A 15,795-nucleotide genomic window follows, 5' to 3' on the forward strand; every position below is an offset into this window, starting at 1 on the left:
CTCCTCCTTTTAGATGTCTGCCTTGAATGAGCGAATACTGAATATGGCAATGGCACCTGTAATCAGAAATGATACCCACCCGATTGCGCTGGCCAGACCATAATCATTGTTTAGAAAAGCTGTACGGTATACGAGTGTACCAATAACCTCAGAACTGCCAGCCGGTCCGCCGCCCGTCATGATGAACACATTCTCAAAGGCCTGAAAGGCTCCGTTCACCATTTGAATGACGGCAATAAGCGTGATTGGCTTCAGTAACGGCCAGGTAATTTTCAATATCATCGTTGTTTTCTTGGCACCATCCACACTTGCTGCTTCATACAGCGTCGGATCAATGGAAGTCAGACCAGCGTAATACAGAATCAGCGTTCCAGGCAGACCGCCCCAGATTGATGTCAAAATAATACCGAGTAAAGAAGTAGATGAACTCCCCAGCATTCCACCAGGTACAGCAAGGAAATCCAAGCCCATCCATAGGAAGAGTGAGTTGAATGCTCCACTAGGTTCAAACAAACCTTTCCATACATAAAAGATAGCCACACCAGATGCGATCATCGGCAGAAAATAAATCGTCCGGTACCACGTTGCTGCCTTCGTATTTTGCAGCACAAAAGCCAGCACAAGTGCGATTGGAACGACGACCACAACCTGTGAAACGGCAATAATCAGATTGTGCAGAACGGCATTATAGAAATTCCGGGTTACAATCGGATCATCACCGAGCAGGAACTGACGAAAATTCGCCAGACCTTCAAACCTTGCGGTGGAAAAATCAATCCCGGACCAGTTATAAAAGCTGAGCATGATCGAGAATCCGACCGAATACACGCCGATGGCTAGAAACAAAAGCACGCCAGGCAGTAAAAAGAGATACGGCATCCACTTATTTCGACTTTTTATCATGATCAATCACCTTTTGCTCTCAATTTGGCAATCGACAGCCCCTTACGGGGCTTGCCGATTGCTTTGGTGTTCTAGTTCCCGCTCGCTTTCAGACTTTCCATGGTGTCGTCGAATTTCTTGGCGACTTGTTCAGCAGTCATCTTTTTCTCGATCATGGATTGCATGGACTGGGCATACACTTCCCACTCTTTGTGCTTGCCACGGTACGTATTGATCGCTGGTGAAGCTTGACTGTATGGACCAGGCTCAGCAGCGAATGCATCTGAAATTGATTTCAAGTTCGGATCCAAATCATTTGCACGATCGCCCAGATTCAGCGCAGGTACTGTATACGCCGCATTAGCAAAAGCAACAGCAGCATCCGGATCCCCTGTCAGGAATTTAATGAAATCAAGCGCTTCAGCCTTGTTCTGCGAATCCTTATTCACTGACAGCATCGTTAACGTGAATGGATCAGTCGTCCAGCTGTTAATTTTCGATCCTTCAAGCGGTGGTACCGGGAAGGTGAAAATATCGTCAGGACTCATTCCCATAGCCAGTAGCGTAGACATCGTGAAGGAACCACCGAGATCGAAAGCGGCTTTGCCAGCAGCAAACGCCTGGTCTGCTCCATCAATATCCGTTGACAAAATTCCCGGCATAAGCAGATCTTTGTTTGCCACTGTCTCCATCGCTTTCACTACCGGCAGATTTGAAGGGTCGCTTAGTTTGGACTTTCTTTCGAGCAGATCAATATAACCTTGAGGTTCGTTCAGCATGATTGACAGTGCCGAACCGGCCCAGTTCTCCCACAGATCAGGTAGCTTTGCACCAAACACAAGCCCAGGTGTACCCGTTTTCTCTTTGATGGTCTCCATCATGGTGACGAACTCTTCCCATGTTTTTGGCGCTTCGGCTGTCAGCCCTGCTTCTTCGATCAGCTTCTTGTTACCATAGAAAGTAAAGAATCCTCCGATATCAAGCGGCAGTCCGTAGAACTGGCCAGTCTTCAGTGACTTTTGAATTGTGGTGGCGTTCTTGTCTTCTTTCCAGGAATCAACCTGGCTCTGTGTGACAATGATCGGGTCCATTGCAGCACTGTAGTAGCTGTTCAACAGATCATCACTCACTTCACCAGACAGCTCGAGTACCGAGTTCTCGATGGAATCGCCCGCCGTTGCCCACCAGTTCACGATATCCGGCAAATTTTTGGAGTTGGCTGCTGCCTGGAATTTTTGGCGATACGTATCATCCGGTGTAAAGGTCTCGAGTTTGACTTTGATTCCTGTTTTCTCTTCATACAATTTCGCGGCTGCTTCAATCCCTGGCGTGTAAGCTACCTTCCACGTCCACATCGTCAGTTCTTTGCTGGCTTTGGGTTCCGTCCCCCCGGACTGCGCATCACCGCAAGCGCTTACAATGAGTGAGAAAACAGTTAACAAAGTAACGATCATGCCTGCTCTTTTTTTCATCCTTCAACCACCCTTATCTTTAATTTTGGATCGTTCTTAGCTTAATGAATATTCCACGGCAACCAATTGGTGTTAAAAACCGCTGCACCCCCTTTTTTCGAATTAAGGAACACTTGAGAATAAATTTGTGGCATAGATAAGATTGTGAAGGCTCATTGGAAACGCTTTATCCAACAAACTTTAAAAACAATATAAACAACATACTTTTACTTGTAAATGTTTATTTTTAGATACAACTTAACAGAATGTATTTCTAATAAATTGTTTATTCATAAGGTTTTTTTATCATATTTGTTCGTAATTTCAATCTTCTTGTCTTACTCACTTGTTATTGATTTTTAGCACTTGTATATGTTGTATTATTATAATATATTTAGAACGAACTAATAGTGAATGGAGATAAAATGCGATGGTGAGAACCTTCAAGCCAATGTACAAGAAAATCGAGACTTATATCATTGACCAGATTCGAAGCGGAAATTGGAAACCGGGCAGCCGAATTCCTTCCGAAAATGAACTGGCTGAACAATTCAGTGTGAGCCGTATCACGGTGAAAAATGCCCTTACTGCTCTAGTTGATAAAGGAGTGGTCTACCGACTTCAAGGCAAAGGCACCTTTGTTAACGATCACAGTCCAGAGGAAATTCATAATATCACTTCAGCGGTAAAAGAGCAGCTCACAGTACCAACAATCGGGTTCCTTCTCCCCCGTCTTGACAATAGGTTCACCGCCAATCTGCTGAGCGGAATTGAGGACACCCTTTCAGAGAATGGCTATCAATTGTTATTTGCCAAGACGAATGATTCACAAGAGACAGAGATCCTCAAAATTCAGGAAATGAAACAGGCAGGCGTCAGAGGACTAATTATCTATCCCGTTGAGGGTGAGCACTATAACAATGAGATTCTTGCGCTTACGCTAAATCGCTTTCCCCTTGTCCTTCTGGACCGCAATCTAAAAGGGGTGGAGACCAACTCCATCAGCTCGGACAACCATGAGGCAGCTATTCAGGCAGTTAAGCATCTTCATGAGCTTGGGCACAATCGAATTGGCTTTATTTCCACTCTTGCTGAGGGGACATCAAGTATTGAGGACAGATTGCATGGGTATGAGAAAGCCTTGGAGGACCGTCATATTCTGATTGATCGCAGTATACAGATGACACGTCTGGCCATGAGTGCTAGCGATGAAGAGGTTATCATGATGATTCAGAAGTTTTTACAGGCAAATCCGCAGATGACGGCCCTTCTATCCTCCAATTTCAGCCCTCATGTTATTCAAGCGGCGATGCAGATGGGAATCTCTGTACCAGAAGATTTATCTGTCGTGTTCTTCGATGATGTCGAATTTCCGGATTTCTGTATCATTCCGCCCACGGCTGTTGTACAGCAGGAACTTGAACTCGGACGAGAAGCGGGCAGAGTCATCCTGAAACAAGTGGAGAATCCAAACAGTGAGTACCTTCAAGTTAAATTACCTACGATGCTTATTCCCAGACAATCAACAGCAAAGGCGAAATCATAGCCACCGTTACATGGTGTTCAACAGGATGAATTTTCTGAAAACGTTTATAGTGGCATTAGATAAAGCCATTTCAATGCCTCAAATTGTTTTCCACATAAATCGAAGGACCCTTCCATTTCAGAAGGGTCCTTCGATTTATGTGAACCATGACTATTGTAAATTTGCGGAAGTAACATCCTTCCAATGATTATTCGTTCCTATTTCAGCATGCTTTCCAACAAAGGCCATGCTTGCCTCCGAATCATTCATCAATTGATATCTCATCCAAGCTGTCAAATAACCTCTATGCTGCCCGCCATCCTGCTCTATCGCTGTATGTGCAGCGCCCTTAGCCATGGCCATCAAGACCGGAAGATCCGGACTGGTATTGTTCAAGGCCAATTTGTTGGAGTCTGACGGGGAGATGATGAAATCTCGGGTTCCTCCTATAACAAAAAATGGAACCTTCAGCGCTGATGTGTCATACACGTCCTCTGGATCACAATATTTCAGCTCAGGCAGAGCAATCGATACAACCGTTTTGATGAGATCCCCGTTCTCAAAATTCGTGTGAGCGTTAATCACACCCGTTGATCCCTGCGAATGCCCTGCCGCACCGACCTGATCTTTTTGAATCCTGTGATAGAACGGGCTGACCGTCGCTTCATTTTCACTGAGCATATATTGAATTGCAGCCATAATTTCTTTTCCTGTACCCGTGGTTTGACTGTATGTATCAATGACAATAAATCCCCAACTGGCCAGGTGTCTTAACAACTGATCATAATTGTCAGGTAATGCCCCGGTTCCGTTGCCCCAAGCGATGAGTGGGTGCAAAACATCCTTTGATTGCGGAGAATAAATCCTGTACAGCTTCTCGCCTTGCTCGTCCTTGATCTCCAGCGTATCTACCTCGTACGTGCCGGGTAGAGCATATTTTTCTTCAACACTTCCGGCTTCAAAAGTAGCCGATACCGAATTTACCAGGAAGAAGGATAATACGCAAAATGCAGCGATAAAAATACCGATAACACCTGTTATCCATAGAAACCACTTGCTCCGAATTACTCTTTTCACTTGTGGCATACAATCTCCTCTCACATTAAAGCGGTATTCGTACGTAAAACATACCACAGGTATAACGCTTTTTGTTTAGAGATATTTTTGTTACATCAACCTTTCCGCATTTCATAATAAAACACCCACGAAAAACTGAACATGTCTTCATGAAAAGCTTTCGATATGATGTTTCTTAGTTAATGGTCAATACTTCCAAATGTATGACTTGCAATATTAGGAAAACATGCTAATATAAACTTAAACACTGTTTAAAACATTGTTTAAATAACTTTATTGGAGGTTTTACATATGGAACCAGACAAGAAAAGTGAAACAAAAGAAAAGATTATGCAAGCCACACTGGAGTTCACCAAACAAAGTGGATTTGAAGGCATCACCATTCGAAAAATTGCCGAAGCCTCTGGCACAAATGTATCCCTGGTTAATTATTACTTCGGCTCCAAAGAAAATTTGATCAGTGAATCTATTAAAATGATTCTGAGTAGCTTCCAGCATACCTTTGTTATACTCGATGAATTATCCATTCCCGCCCGAGATCGATTAAAGCAATTCTTAGTGGATTATTTACAAGTCATCCGTGAATATCCCGAATTGTTATCCAGAATTATTCTTATGGGTTCAGCAGATTTCTCATCTCAACAGGAATACGGTTCATTCTTAAATTTATTGGGGTTCCCCAAAGTTCAAAATACGTTAAAAGAGATAACCGGAGAGCAACAACCGGAACGACTGACCACAATGATGACGCAAGTTTTCGGGGCGCTTTTTCTCCCGGCACTTATGAGTCCTATTCTGGAAAAAGGAGCTTCTGTGAAGATTGCTCCGATAGAAGCACAAATTGACTTGCTCTTTGAAAGATACTTTCATTAAACAACATTGATGGAGGCGATTCAGTTGAACATGTTAAGAAAACATTGGCAGGACTTGGGATCGATCATTGCATGCCTTGTATGTATTTATCTCATCTTGGATTGGGGAACACTTCCGCGCATTAACAGCATTTTATGGTTAAGCTTTATTGCCATACTCCTGCATCAATTTGAAGAATATCGATGGCCGGGTTACTTTGCAGGTTTGTTTAATAAAGTTTTGTTCCAAAGTAAAACACCTGAGAGATTTCCGTTAAATCAGCAGTCAGCGATGATTATTAATCTGATTATCGCCTATGTGTTTTATTTACCGCCTGTATTCTTCCCTTCCGTTGTATGGCTGGGTCTGGCACCTATATTAATGGGATTTTTCCAGATTATCTGGCATGGCATCTTCGCTAATATAAAAGCAAAAAGCATATATAATCCCGGATTATTTTCAGCGATATTTCTGCATTTGCCAATTGGAATCTGGTACATTAAAAGTGCCTATGAACAGAATATGTTAACACCAACAGACTGGCTTTGGAGCATGATTTACTTTGTCGTAGCTGTCTATGTTTTAATTGTTAAAGGCAATATGTGGCTAAGAAACAAAAACTCCGTTCATCCTTTTTCACAAAAACAATTAGGATCTTATACTAAAAAATAAACCTGTGACTTCAATATAAAATAAACGCATCGAGTCTATGGATTCGATGCGTTTTACGTTTCTCTTTTGAAATGATTATATTTCAAACTTGAACTTTTCTGAAACTTCCTGAAGACGTGATGCCATGCGAGCAAGATAAAAAGCAGTAGAGCTGATTCCAAGACATTCATTTAAGTAACTTCCTGTACTTCTATCCCATTGAAAAGAAATGGAGCATTCATTAAATATTCTTTGATACACGCTTGTGCGTACGGCTGCTCATCAATTAATCGTGATGCTTCTCTAGGATCGGAAGAGTGGTGGCTGTAATTCTCAATTATGCACATGATAAAGAAACTTTCCAGAACCTCAACATAATCTGTTGGCAGTGTCCTTACACTTTCATAACCTCTGATGAACTCCAAACGTTGTGCGGGAAAAAGCCCTAATATTGTGTTTGCTATATCGTAAAGATAATATCCGTAGCCACATCGTCCAAAATCAATTGGATTAGGTTGTTCATCGTTGAATACGATGTTACCAATATGTAAATCTCCGTGGATGATTCCGTAATGCTGTGGATTCTGATCCAAGTCTGCAAGTTGGGATAATATTTTATGGGATGCTCTCTGATACGTCTTCCATGCCTGATCGGATAAAAACCTTGTATAATAACGTCTCAGTTTGGTCATATCCACTTTAAAACTCTCTTCTCCCCATATGGGACGAGAAAAATCAACAGATGGTACAAAACGGGTAATTGCTTCATGGAGTTTTGCGGCCATAGAGCCCATACGGTATGCACAACGTTCATTAACCTCATTTCCATCCATATGCTCTCCGTCCACCTAATTCATCATCGTGAAATAAAAGTACATCCCCTCTTCTTCTGCCTCTATGAACAAAACATACGAGCCATCGCGACTCGCCACACCCTGAGGTACGTGGAGATCATCAGATGTGCCCAATGATTGAAGCAAAGTAAGTTCTGAACGGATAGCCTCTTTACTTAGCCGATTGGAATGAATGCGAAGCAAATAGCTTTTCGATGGAGCTGTATCGACTTTGTACGTGATGGTGTCTGACAACTGAATGAAATGTATACAATCCCATGCTAATTCATACTGATCTAATGCCCTTAGACAAACGCTTCTTGCCTGAAAGAGCAAACATTCAAGTTCTTCATGTGTCCCATTTTGAAAAAAAGTCATCATTATCCTCCTCATCATCATCCGCAAGTGAATCCAGATGTACAACGAATTATACAGAACAGACCATTGGGGGCGTATATAACAAACGATTATAAAACATCTTCTACATAACGAAGGGCATTTCCAACACAAAAAAAGCCGCCATTTCAGGCGACTTTCCTCATGAACAGAAAAAAAGATCTTAAGAGGTTGGTAGATCCGTTTGAGTCAACTGGGCTGAAACTTCCCATAGACGACGGGCTTGCTCAGGGTCGATAGCATAGTCCTTGACTCCAAAGAAAGCTCCGTCCGCAGGAGCTGGCTCACTGATGTCACAATCCTCGCAATATACTCCACCTTTTCCATCAAGTTGTGGAGTTGTCGCTGCCCATACTTGCGTTGCTGCCCCTTGCTCAGGTGTTTTAAAGTTTGGATTAGCGACTTGACCAGACTCATCAATCCAGCCCAATGCGATCATTTCCTCTTTCGGCATATGTCGTTGCAGCGGCGTCAGAATGCCACCGGGATGTACAGAGAATGCACTTACGCCCTGATCTGCACCACGTCTATCCAGTTCGACGCTAAACAGAATGGTTGCTGTTTTGGACTGTCCATATGCAGGGAACTTTTCATAGCCGTTCTCAAATTGCATATCGTCCCAGCGAATTGCTGAGAAATGATGCCCTGTTGATGCAACGGAAACAACCCGTGCGCCTCCTTGGCTGACGAGTGCCGGCCATAATAAGTTGGTCAGGGTGAAATGTCCAAGGTGGTTTGTAGCAAATTGAGCTTCCCAACCCGGGCCTACGCGAGTCTCTGGACAAGCCATAATTCCCGCATTCAGGATCAACATGTCGATACTCCGGTGGCTTGCCAGAAAACGCTCGGCAAAAACACGGACGCTAGTGAGATCTGCGAGGTCCAGTTCATCAATCTCTACATTAGCGAGCCCTGCAAGAGCCTCTTTGGCGATAGCTGGCCGACGTGCGGTCACAACAACCTTGGCTCCAGCACGAACGAGTGCACGTGTAGTTTCCAGTCCCAATCCGGAATATCCACCCGTGACGATGGCAAGTTTTCCGGATAAATCCGTGTTATTCAATACTTCCTCAGCTGTCGTCCGATGGTTGAATCCGGAACCGATTTTATGTTGTGAGGTTTTTGGCTTATTATCCTGGTTCATCAAAATAATCTCCTTCCAGATGTGTCTTCTTCAAGTTTACAGCTTAGAGTGCCCTCTAAGTCAAATATAACGAATTCACCTACATCAATGCTCCAAACCTTTGCTAATACAAAAAAGCCCGGTTCATCACCGAGCCTATAAACAAAAGTATAAGGTTGTATTTCTATTATATTTCTATATACTTCACCCATTGCTCATACAGTTCAGTCTCACTGCATTGAAAGATCCCTTTGAAATCTAGAGGATTGCGAATCAGTTTGTTTAATGCCTCTATCCCGTATCGCTCAACCACAAATTCCACCATCATATAAGAGAACTGAAAACCTTTCATCGTTTCAAAATCCCACGTATCGTTATTTAATTCATCAAAAGTTGGAATCGACTGGTTGCGAATGGTATCTTTCGTTGAACCTTTAATGAAATCTTGGGACATCTGTTTAGCTTCATATCCACCAATACCCTGTCTTATCCATTTGGGAGCTGCAGGATTAATGTCGCTGATTAGCCACATGGCAAACAAGTGGACTGTGCCTTTCAGAATGGATTGATACGTATGCTCCGGTCCCGGGTTCAATGGAGAGACAATTTTCAGAGTACGCCCTTCATGTGTGCCCATAAACCAATTGGGGGCATCTGTTTCTCCGACAGCTTGATGAAACGTTGGCAGATCAGGATAAATTTCAATAACTACCTTTTGTGATAGATGATGTTTATATTTGGTCGACACTCGCTCAACACTATTGTTGAGCTCATCGAACAAATCTTGATGCACTTTCTTCGTACGATCATTCGTATCTTGGTTTTCACCTTTATTTACAATGGAAATCAGTTCATGAATAGACATGATGGCAATATCCCCCCACTCTTTCAGTTCTTTTCTTAATTTCTCCAATGCCCGGTACAGTCTGTTCTTTACTGCGCTTTCCCGTCGTCCAACTATCTTGGATATTTCAGGCAAAGTGCAGTCAACGAAAAAGCGTAATGCAATAATCTCCTGATCAATCTCATCCAGCTTTTGCAACGCAGAGCCAATATCAATGCGAATATCAACATGTTTCGTAAATTCAAGAGAGATCGACTGCGATTCATAATCTGTAAAATCATAAGGAGATTCTTTTTGTCGCGATAACCTGCGATATTCGTTCTTCACCGTGTTCTGAGCAATCTTAAAGATCCAGGTGAATAAATTTGAGCTTCCTTTAAAACTGTGAATATTTTCGACTGCTTTCAAAAATACCTGTTGGGTCAAATCGTCTGCAACCAACGGGTTCAATTTCAGTGAGAAGTATTTGCTGATTCGTTGACGATATTGCTCATACGTGTTCTCAAAGATGGTAATACTTTCCTGTTCATCCGGATAAACAGGTTTCGTGTCATGAGCTCCTGACATGGTGGGGAACCTCCTCTTGATTTACATATAATTAGACACCGGAGGAAGCAAAAAAGCCACGCATGAGAAAAATAATTTTGACTCCCTCACCTCTTTGATATGAATTCTGCTAACTTTTGAAGTAGAAAATAAACAAAGGCAGCCGATCGCACTGACCGGCTACCTTTGTTCTTTAATGAAACATAAATTTTAATCCTTGCTTATTTCAGCTCGATGAAGCTTTTAATTGAGTCTGCATGAAGACCAGTTCCTCAGCTAATTTTTCTAGCCGACTTAAGGCTTCAGTATCTTTAATGTTATTCTCAGCATCAAAATGATCACTATTCAGATATACATAGCTTGGGGCGACATAAGAGCGGAAAAAGCCGGCAATCGGTTTTAATTGATTTTCCACTACCAAATAATGCTGATAGGTGCCCCCGGTTGCTATAAAACCCATCACTTTATTGTAAATGCTCTGCACGGGCAGAAGGTCGAATACATTCTTCAGTACGCCTGTCAGAGAGGATTGATATATTGGTGTGCCGATAACGTAAAAGTCAGCATCAATCAATTTTTGGACCACCAACTGGGTGTCTTCATTGTATTCCTCCAACTTGCGACCATCGCAAAATTCGATCCCTTTATAATCTCTTAAATCTATGAGTTCCACTTCAATTTCTGGATGATTATTTTTTACGAATTGGAGTACAGCATCCACACCCACTGGTGTCTTTGATCCAATCAGTGACCCGGATAATCCGATTAATTTCACAACATTAACCTCCTATGATTTCTTCTTCATCATCAAACTATTCCATGGTTTCCAACGCACATTCCTTCATCACATGAAGCATGCTGCCTAGGGTGATTTTTTCTAACTGCTGCATTAACTGCTGTTCACTTTCTATGAAAATGTTTGCGAGCTGAATATCTACCTCTGCTGTTAAATTCCCTTTTTTCATAATGGATGGTTTGGGGATCTGAAGCGGCTTGGAAGACACCAGGGTGTACACATCTTTCAAGGTTATCTCATACGGGTCTTTAGACAAAACATAACCACCGTCAATACCTTCTTTTGACTTAACGTATCCCACTTTTTTGATCGAGCTAAGGACTCGGCGTATCCTCGCCGGGTTCACCCGAATCCTTTCAGAGATCTGAGTACTGGTTAACTTCTCATTTTCATGTGAACTAAGGAGAACCAGAATATAGATGACAACACTTAGCTCACTGTTCATAGCTGCCTACTCTCCCAAGATAATGACTTCCGTCTCCAATTCAATATTAAATTGATCACGTACTGTTTTTTTAATTAATTTGATTAATTCCAAATAATCCTCAGCAGTGGCGTCATCTGCATTAATGATAAAACCAGCATGCTTCTTGGAAATTTCCGCTCCCCCAATGCGAGTGCCTTGTAAATTACACTCTTGAATGAGTTTTCCGACATAATGTCCCTCTGGACGTTTGAATACACTTCCGCAAGAGGGAAATTCAAGCGGTTGTTTGGATTCCCGTTTAAACGTTAAATCCTGCATGATACTCGAAATGACATCCTTATTCCCTGGTTTAAGCTTAAATTCCACTTCAAGGATGATGTATTGATCCGTTCGAAAGATACTGTTTCGATAACCCAGCTGCATGTCATCTCGGACCATGTTTATCAGCTCTCCGTTTTTAGTAACCACTAGCGCTCGCTCAACGACCTCATCCATCTGACCACCGTAAGCCCCCGCATTCATATATAAAGCGCCACCTGTACTTCCGGGTATTCCACATGCAAACTCCAGACCTGTTAAGCTGTTGTGCAAAGCAGTACGTGACACATCAATAATGTTGGAACCGCTCTGCGCGACAATCTTGTCACCATAGACTTTAATCTGATCAAATTCGCTCAGAGAGAGCGTTATTCCACGCACACCCTGATCTTTAATAATGACATTTGATCCTTTTCCAATGATCGTTAGAGGGATTTGATGTGTTTTTGCAATGTTAACCACGTTAATAATTTCTTCTTTCGTTGTGGGATGGATAAGTATGTCTGCTTTACCACCCAGCTTTATATACGTGTGGTCTTTTAATGGCTCATTCCATTTCAATTTTTCCAAAGGTATGTGATTCTCAAAAATATTCATGACATTCTCTCCCTGAGTTGAAAAGACATGATTGCACGATCGGCAAATAGAAAGCTCCTTCATTGTATGTTTAATATGAGATATTGGTTGAAAATATTCCGTCATCCTGACAATTAATCACATTTTTTGACCTCACCACGGTAATTCGCCATTCGGAAACTGGCCCCGCATCCACATGAAACTTTTGCATTAGGGTTATTCATGGTGAATCCCCCTAACATTCCACTTTCTTCGTAATCAATCTCAAGTCCTTCAATATATGGAACCGTATTGGTGTGAACCAATATACGAAATACACCTTTATCTAATAAGATATCCCCTTCTGCTTGCTGTTCATCTACGATAAGGCTATAGGATAAACCACTGCATCCCCCCTCATCGACCCCGACCCGAAGGAAAGAATTCTGGGTATCCGTACTTGCCAGGATTTCAACGATTTTTTCTGCTGCTGCTTCACTGACCTGAATCATTGTTATACCTCCTTGGAGCGTATTTTTTGGCTAGCCGGTTGTTTTTCAAACGCAGCCCATTAAAATCTTAATGATTTCTTCAGGACTCGTATATGCATTAAAATAACGACAACCTGTTGATTGCAGATGGATAGGAATATCCATAAGTTCCAGCGACCCGCTATACAATATCACTCGATATTTCTCGGGAAATTTTTCTATAAGCAGCTCAATATTGTCCACATTCATATCTACGATGATCACAGAATTATCCGGAAGTTGATCCATGTTACTACCGATCACATCACGAGTAGCGTCCAGTACATGTAACGACGCCTCGGTTTGAATCAACAAACTTAAACTTTTAACAATGTGATGCGTATCGGATAGGATTAACACATGGTTCATTCAGAAAACCTCCGGATAAAATGATGGCAATCGCAGGATATTCCTTTGCGTTAATTCATGTTTGTAGTAAACCATTCCATCAAGCAAGGTATGAAAGCAGCTAGAGCGACCCCTTTGGGTGTAAGTTCATACATGATCTGTATGGGATGTGTTAGGGCTTTTCTCTTCACCAACTGATCATTCTGAAGATCTTTTAATCGTTTGGAGAGGATCGCTTCTGAGATGGAAGGCACATTTTCGTAAATTTCGCTGAATTTCTTAGGACCTTGCGAAAGAGTACATAGGATATGGATCGTCCATTTCGTTCCGATAATACGATAGGCTGTGAAAAGTTTCTCGGTATCCGAAGTCAACATCGCATGAACACACCTTCCTTGGCTTACCCCCGTTTATTTGTTTTTCAAGCCTAACGATTGCAGTCCCGTTCTTATTTGGTCTGTTACTGGTGCAATTCGAGTACTGGCAATCAAGCTCAAGACGATTAACACCAGATGAAAGCCCATCGTTACGATTAATCCTGATTGCAATGACATCCCGCCAGCTTGACACACCACCAGGATAGAACCACCGATCCCGATGACTACGCCCGGTGTAAATGAATCTGCAAATTGCAGATTTGCCGAGGTTTTGCCAACGCCTTCCTCTCCTGTTTGGGAAAACGCCACAACACCGCTAATCGGATGTGCCAATCCAATGCCTATTCCAGCTATGATTTGGCCTATAACCGCTGCGGTAACGGTCACAACAGGAACCCAAAATACGATGGTAATTCCGATGGCAAGCAGGAGTACACCAATAATAATTCGTGTATGACGTCCACGACCCTGATCTGCCGAGTCCCAACGCCCTTGCATATAAGCAATGACACACCAGCTCAGTGCAGCGCTTGCTACAATTAAACCAGCCTGAGAAGGTGTAATGCCTTTCACCTCAATTAAAGCTAATACCAAGAAATTTTGTGTACTGGTATAAGCAGCGAAGAACAATCCACGCGTAGCGAGTATAGCGGGCATACCTCTTCGCAAAGCAAGGGTTCCCTCCGGCAGCAGTTTGCGCAGTGGGTATACCATCAGAACTCCCCCAATAAAGACGATAACAAATCCAATAATTGACGGAAGCTTTCCAAGTCCCACTAATAAAGTTCCCGTACCTATCGTTAATAGCAGTGCCATCCAAGTAGCGGCAGATCCTTGCTCCCCTTGTGAAGGCTGTGATTTTAATTTCGTAAAGGCAGGTAAGCTAAGGAGCGCTGAAACCAACAGGATCGGTAGAATCCCCCAGAACACAAAGCGCCATGACCACTGATCTGCAATAAGGCCTGCAACGTATGGACCAAGCATGGACGGAAGAACGTAAGCTGTACCGAATGCGCCCAGTATTTTGGCACGTAATTCGTCAGGATAACTTAAGGAAATGGCCGTGTACACGCAAGTCATCATAGCTCCGGCCCCCAAACCCTGCATGGCGCGTGACGCGATCATGGTATACATATCTCCTGCAGTTGCGGCTGCGACCAGTCCGACAATAAACAATAGAAGTGCGAGCGTAAATGGTACCGCGGGTCCCCTTCTATCAATAATCCGACCAACAACCAAGGTGCCTATAATCTGTGCAAGCAGATATGTACTGAATATCCAGCCAAACAGGTTAAGACCGTTCAGGTCTCCAGCAATGGAAGGAGCAATTGTCGTTACCGACAAACCTTCAAATCCAACAGCCATTACTGACAATATAATTCCTATGGATAATGCAAAATAACGCGGACTGAAAATACTTTGTGAATGGGACGACATGGTATGTGACCTCCAAGAGAATTTTATGTATACATCGTATCCGGATACTTAGTAAACATTTTACTTTACAAAGTTTAAATTACAGTTCGCCTTTGACTTTGTCAATGTATTTGTTTAAAATGTATGAAATAATGAAGATTCAGTTGCTTAAAAAGGAGGTTCACCATGAGCCGGGATCAAACGAAAAAGGATGCCTCAACCAGTACCCGAAAAGCAATCATTAACCTGCTTAAACAGCAAGGTGGAATGGATGTTGTGGCACTCTCCTCCCAATTTGCGTTATCTGGAATGGCTATCAGGCAGCATTTAAATGCACTGAAAGAAGAAGGATTGGTTACTTTCGAAGAAGAAGCTCGTCCCATGGGTCGACCAACTAAGCTATGGAGATTAACCCCCGCTGCTGATCGTTTTTTCCCTAGTGGATATTCGGAGTTATCCGTCAGTCTGATCAATTCCATGAAAGAAGCTTTCGGAAATGAAGGGCTGGACAAGCTCCTCAATGTTCGGAATAAAAATATGCAAGAACAATATCTTCAGTACATTGGTGATGCATCCGGCGTGAAGGAAAGGCTGGAGAAACTGGCTGAAATTCGAACAAATGAAGGCTATATGGCCGAGGTTAAGGATCAAGGCGATGGTAGCCTCTTATTTATAGAGAAGCATTGTCCCATCTGTGAAGCTGCAGCAGTATGTACCGGCTTATGTAAGAATGAATTGCATTTATTCAAAACGGTTCTGGGGGATCAAGTTCATATTGAACGTGGAGAGTATATTTTGGCTGGAGGAAGAAACTGCATATATACGGTTAGAGAATATCATTCGTAACC

19 protein-coding genes are annotated in these 15,795 nt (G+C 42.6%); 4 read left to right on the plus strand and 15 right to left on the minus strand.

What is annotated here, in order from left to right:
- Positions 1-9: 9 nt before the first annotated feature.
- Positions 10-903 carry a carbohydrate ABC transporter permease gene (locus CRO25_RS19180; protein ID WP_024631712.1) on the minus strand — a complete coding sequence of 298 codons (894 nt, stop codon included), beginning with the start codon at positions 901-903 and terminating at the stop codon, positions 10-12.
- A 71-nt stretch (positions 904-974) separates the two neighbouring features.
- Positions 975-2,354 carry an ABC transporter substrate-binding protein gene (locus CRO25_RS19185; protein WP_079696080.1) on the minus strand — a complete coding sequence of 460 codons (1,380 nt, stop codon included), beginning with the start codon at positions 2,352-2,354 and terminating at the stop codon, positions 975-977.
- Positions 2,355-2,784: 430 nt separating this feature from the next.
- Between CRO25_RS19185 and CRO25_RS19190 the strand changes: the two genes are divergently transcribed.
- A complete protein-coding gene (locus tag CRO25_RS19190; RefSeq protein WP_218843446.1) occupies positions 2,785-3,879 on the plus strand; it encodes a GntR family transcriptional regulator in 1,095 nt (364 codons plus the stop codon).
- Between the two features lie 150 nt (positions 3,880-4,029).
- On the opposite strand, the gene CRO25_RS19195 is transcribed toward CRO25_RS19190, so the two are convergent.
- Positions 4,030-4,944, minus strand: a complete 915-nt coding sequence (locus tag CRO25_RS19195; RefSeq protein WP_079696082.1) for an alpha/beta hydrolase — start codon at positions 4,942-4,944, stop codon at positions 4,030-4,032.
- Positions 4,945-5,226: 282 nt separating this feature from the next.
- Between CRO25_RS19195 and CRO25_RS19200 the strand changes: the two genes are divergently transcribed.
- Positions 5,227-5,808, plus strand: a complete 582-nt coding sequence (locus tag CRO25_RS19200) for a TetR/AcrR family transcriptional regulator (protein WP_079696083.1) — start codon at positions 5,227-5,229, stop codon at positions 5,806-5,808.
- Between the two features lie 24 nt (positions 5,809-5,832).
- The gene (locus tag CRO25_RS19205) at positions 5,833-6,459 is read left to right on the plus strand and encodes an HXXEE domain-containing protein (RefSeq protein WP_097115796.1); all 627 of its coding nucleotides are present in this window, start codon (positions 5,833-5,835) and stop codon (positions 6,457-6,459) included.
- A 170-nt stretch (positions 6,460-6,629) separates the two neighbouring features.
- On the opposite strand, the gene CRO25_RS33955 is transcribed toward CRO25_RS19205, so the two are convergent.
- The 12 genes from CRO25_RS33955 to CRO25_RS19255 all read right to left on the minus strand — a co-directional run bounded on the left by CRO25_RS33955 (position 6,630) and on the right by CRO25_RS19255 (position 14,968).
- On the minus strand, positions 6,630-7,271 hold the full coding sequence (locus CRO25_RS33955; protein ID WP_257018684.1) for a phosphotransferase enzyme family protein: 642 nt from the start codon (positions 7,269-7,271) through the stop codon (positions 6,630-6,632).
- A 15-nt stretch (positions 7,272-7,286) separates the two neighbouring features.
- Positions 7,287-7,649, minus strand: coding sequence for a hypothetical protein (locus tag CRO25_RS33960; protein ID WP_256863694.1), 363 nt, complete (start codon positions 7,647-7,649; stop codon positions 7,287-7,289).
- A 181-nt stretch (positions 7,650-7,830) separates the two neighbouring features.
- Entirely contained in the window at positions 7,831-8,811 is a 981-nt protein-coding gene (locus CRO25_RS19215) for an SDR family NAD(P)-dependent oxidoreductase (RefSeq protein WP_079696084.1), read from the minus strand.
- A complete protein-coding gene (locus CRO25_RS33700) occupies positions 8,811-9,002 on the minus strand; it encodes a hypothetical protein (RefSeq protein ID WP_170867790.1) in 192 nt (63 codons plus the stop codon). Before CRO25_RS33700 ends, CRO25_RS19215 begins: the two co-directional genes overlap by 1 nt.
- The gene (locus CRO25_RS19220; protein WP_079696085.1) at positions 8,978-10,201 is read right to left on the minus strand and encodes an RNA polymerase sigma factor; all 1,224 of its coding nucleotides are present in this window, start codon (positions 10,199-10,201) and stop codon (positions 8,978-8,980) included. Before CRO25_RS19220 ends, CRO25_RS33700 begins: the two co-directional genes overlap by 25 nt.
- A 205-nt stretch (positions 10,202-10,406) precedes the next feature.
- Entirely contained in the window at positions 10,407-10,955 is a 549-nt protein-coding gene (locus tag CRO25_RS19225) for an NADPH-dependent FMN reductase (protein WP_063565051.1), read from the minus strand.
- A gap of 37 nt (positions 10,956-10,992) precedes the next feature.
- Complete coding sequence (locus CRO25_RS19230) at positions 10,993-11,421, minus strand: Rrf2 family transcriptional regulator (protein WP_063565052.1); 429 nt, start codon at positions 11,419-11,421, stop codon at positions 10,993-10,995.
- A 6-nt stretch (positions 11,422-11,427) separates the two neighbouring features.
- On the minus strand, positions 11,428-12,318 hold the full coding sequence (gene murB / locus CRO25_RS19235) for a UDP-N-acetylmuramate dehydrogenase (RefSeq protein WP_079696086.1): 891 nt from the start codon (positions 12,316-12,318) through the stop codon (positions 11,428-11,430).
- A 113-nt stretch (positions 12,319-12,431) separates the two neighbouring features.
- Positions 12,432-12,788, minus strand: a complete 357-nt coding sequence (locus CRO25_RS19240; RefSeq protein ID WP_063565054.1) for an iron-sulfur cluster assembly accessory protein — start codon at positions 12,786-12,788, stop codon at positions 12,432-12,434.
- Positions 12,789-12,833: 45 nt separating this feature from the next.
- Positions 12,834-13,175: a hypothetical protein gene (locus tag CRO25_RS19245; RefSeq protein ID WP_079696087.1), complete on the minus strand. Its 342-nt coding sequence runs from the start codon at positions 13,173-13,175 to the stop codon at positions 12,834-12,836.
- Between the two features lie 50 nt (positions 13,176-13,225).
- Positions 13,226-13,531: a helix-turn-helix domain-containing protein gene (locus tag CRO25_RS19250; protein WP_063565056.1), complete on the minus strand. Its 306-nt coding sequence runs from the start codon at positions 13,529-13,531 to the stop codon at positions 13,226-13,228.
- A gap of 33 nt (positions 13,532-13,564) precedes the next feature.
- A complete protein-coding gene (locus tag CRO25_RS19255; protein ID WP_079696088.1) occupies positions 13,565-14,968 on the minus strand; it encodes an MFS transporter in 1,404 nt (467 codons plus the stop codon).
- A 165-nt stretch (positions 14,969-15,133) separates the two neighbouring features.
- Between CRO25_RS19255 and CRO25_RS19260 the strand changes: the two genes are divergently transcribed.
- Entirely contained in the window at positions 15,134-15,793 is a 660-nt protein-coding gene (locus CRO25_RS19260) for a metalloregulator ArsR/SmtB family transcription factor (protein WP_079696089.1), read from the plus strand.
- The last annotated feature ends 2 nt before the right edge of the window (positions 15,794-15,795 follow it).

Source organism: Paenibacillus sp. RU5M (genome assembly GCF_900221055.1).
Classification (GTDB): Bacteria; Bacillota; Bacilli; order Paenibacillales; family Paenibacillaceae; genus Paenibacillus; species Paenibacillus marchantiae.

Excerpts from the sequence above, each read along its gene's own strand:
- CRO25_RS19180 (WP_024631712.1), bottom strand. The coding sequence starts at position 903 with ATGATAAAAAGTCGAAATAAGTGGATGCCGTATCTCTTTTTACTGCCT.
- CRO25_RS19185 (WP_079696080.1), bottom strand. The coding sequence starts at position 2,354 with ATGAAAAAAAGAGCAGGCATGATCGTTACTTTGTTAACTGTTTTCTCA.
- CRO25_RS19190 (WP_218843446.1), top strand. The coding sequence starts at position 2,785 with ATGTACAAGAAAATCGAGACTTATATCATTGACCAGATTCGAAGCGGA.
- CRO25_RS19195 (WP_079696082.1), bottom strand. The coding sequence starts at position 4,944 with ATGCCACAAGTGAAAAGAGTAATTCGGAGCAAGTGGTTTCTATGGATA.
- CRO25_RS19200 (WP_079696083.1), top strand. The coding sequence starts at position 5,227 with ATGGAACCAGACAAGAAAAGTGAAACAAAAGAAAAGATTATGCAAGCC.
- CRO25_RS33955 (WP_257018684.1), bottom strand. The coding sequence starts at position 7,271 with ATGGATGGAAATGAGGTTAATGAACGTTGTGCATACCGTATGGGCTCT.
- CRO25_RS33960 (WP_256863694.1), bottom strand. The coding sequence starts at position 7,649 with ATGACTTTTTTTCAAAATGGGACACATGAAGAACTTGAATGTTTGCTC.
- CRO25_RS19215 (WP_079696084.1), bottom strand. The coding sequence starts at position 8,811 with ATGAACCAGGATAATAAGCCAAAAACCTCACAACATAAAATCGGTTCC.
- CRO25_RS33700 (WP_170867790.1), bottom strand. The coding sequence starts at position 9,002 with ATGGGTGAAGTATATAGAAATATAATAGAAATACAACCTTATACTTTT.
- CRO25_RS19220 (WP_079696085.1), bottom strand. The coding sequence starts at position 10,201 with ATGTCAGGAGCTCATGACACGAAACCTGTTTATCCGGATGAACAGGAA.
- CRO25_RS19230 (WP_063565052.1), bottom strand. The coding sequence starts at position 11,421 with ATGAACAGTGAGCTAAGTGTTGTCATCTATATTCTGGTTCTCCTTAGT.
- murB (WP_079696086.1), bottom strand. The coding sequence starts at position 12,318 with ATGAATATTTTTGAGAATCACATACCTTTGGAAAAATTGAAATGGAAT.
- CRO25_RS19240 (WP_063565054.1), bottom strand. The coding sequence starts at position 12,788 with ATGATTCAGGTCAGTGAAGCAGCAGCAGAAAAAATCGTTGAAATCCTG.
- CRO25_RS19245 (WP_079696087.1), bottom strand. The coding sequence starts at position 13,175 with ATGAACCATGTGTTAATCCTATCCGATACGCATCACATTGTTAAAAGT.
- CRO25_RS19250 (WP_063565056.1), bottom strand. The coding sequence starts at position 13,531 with ATGTTGACTTCGGATACCGAGAAACTTTTCACAGCCTATCGTATTATC.
- CRO25_RS19255 (WP_079696088.1), bottom strand. The coding sequence starts at position 14,968 with ATGTCGTCCCATTCACAAAGTATTTTCAGTCCGCGTTATTTTGCATTA.
- CRO25_RS19260 (WP_079696089.1), top strand. The coding sequence starts at position 15,134 with ATGAGCCGGGATCAAACGAAAAAGGATGCCTCAACCAGTACCCGAAAA.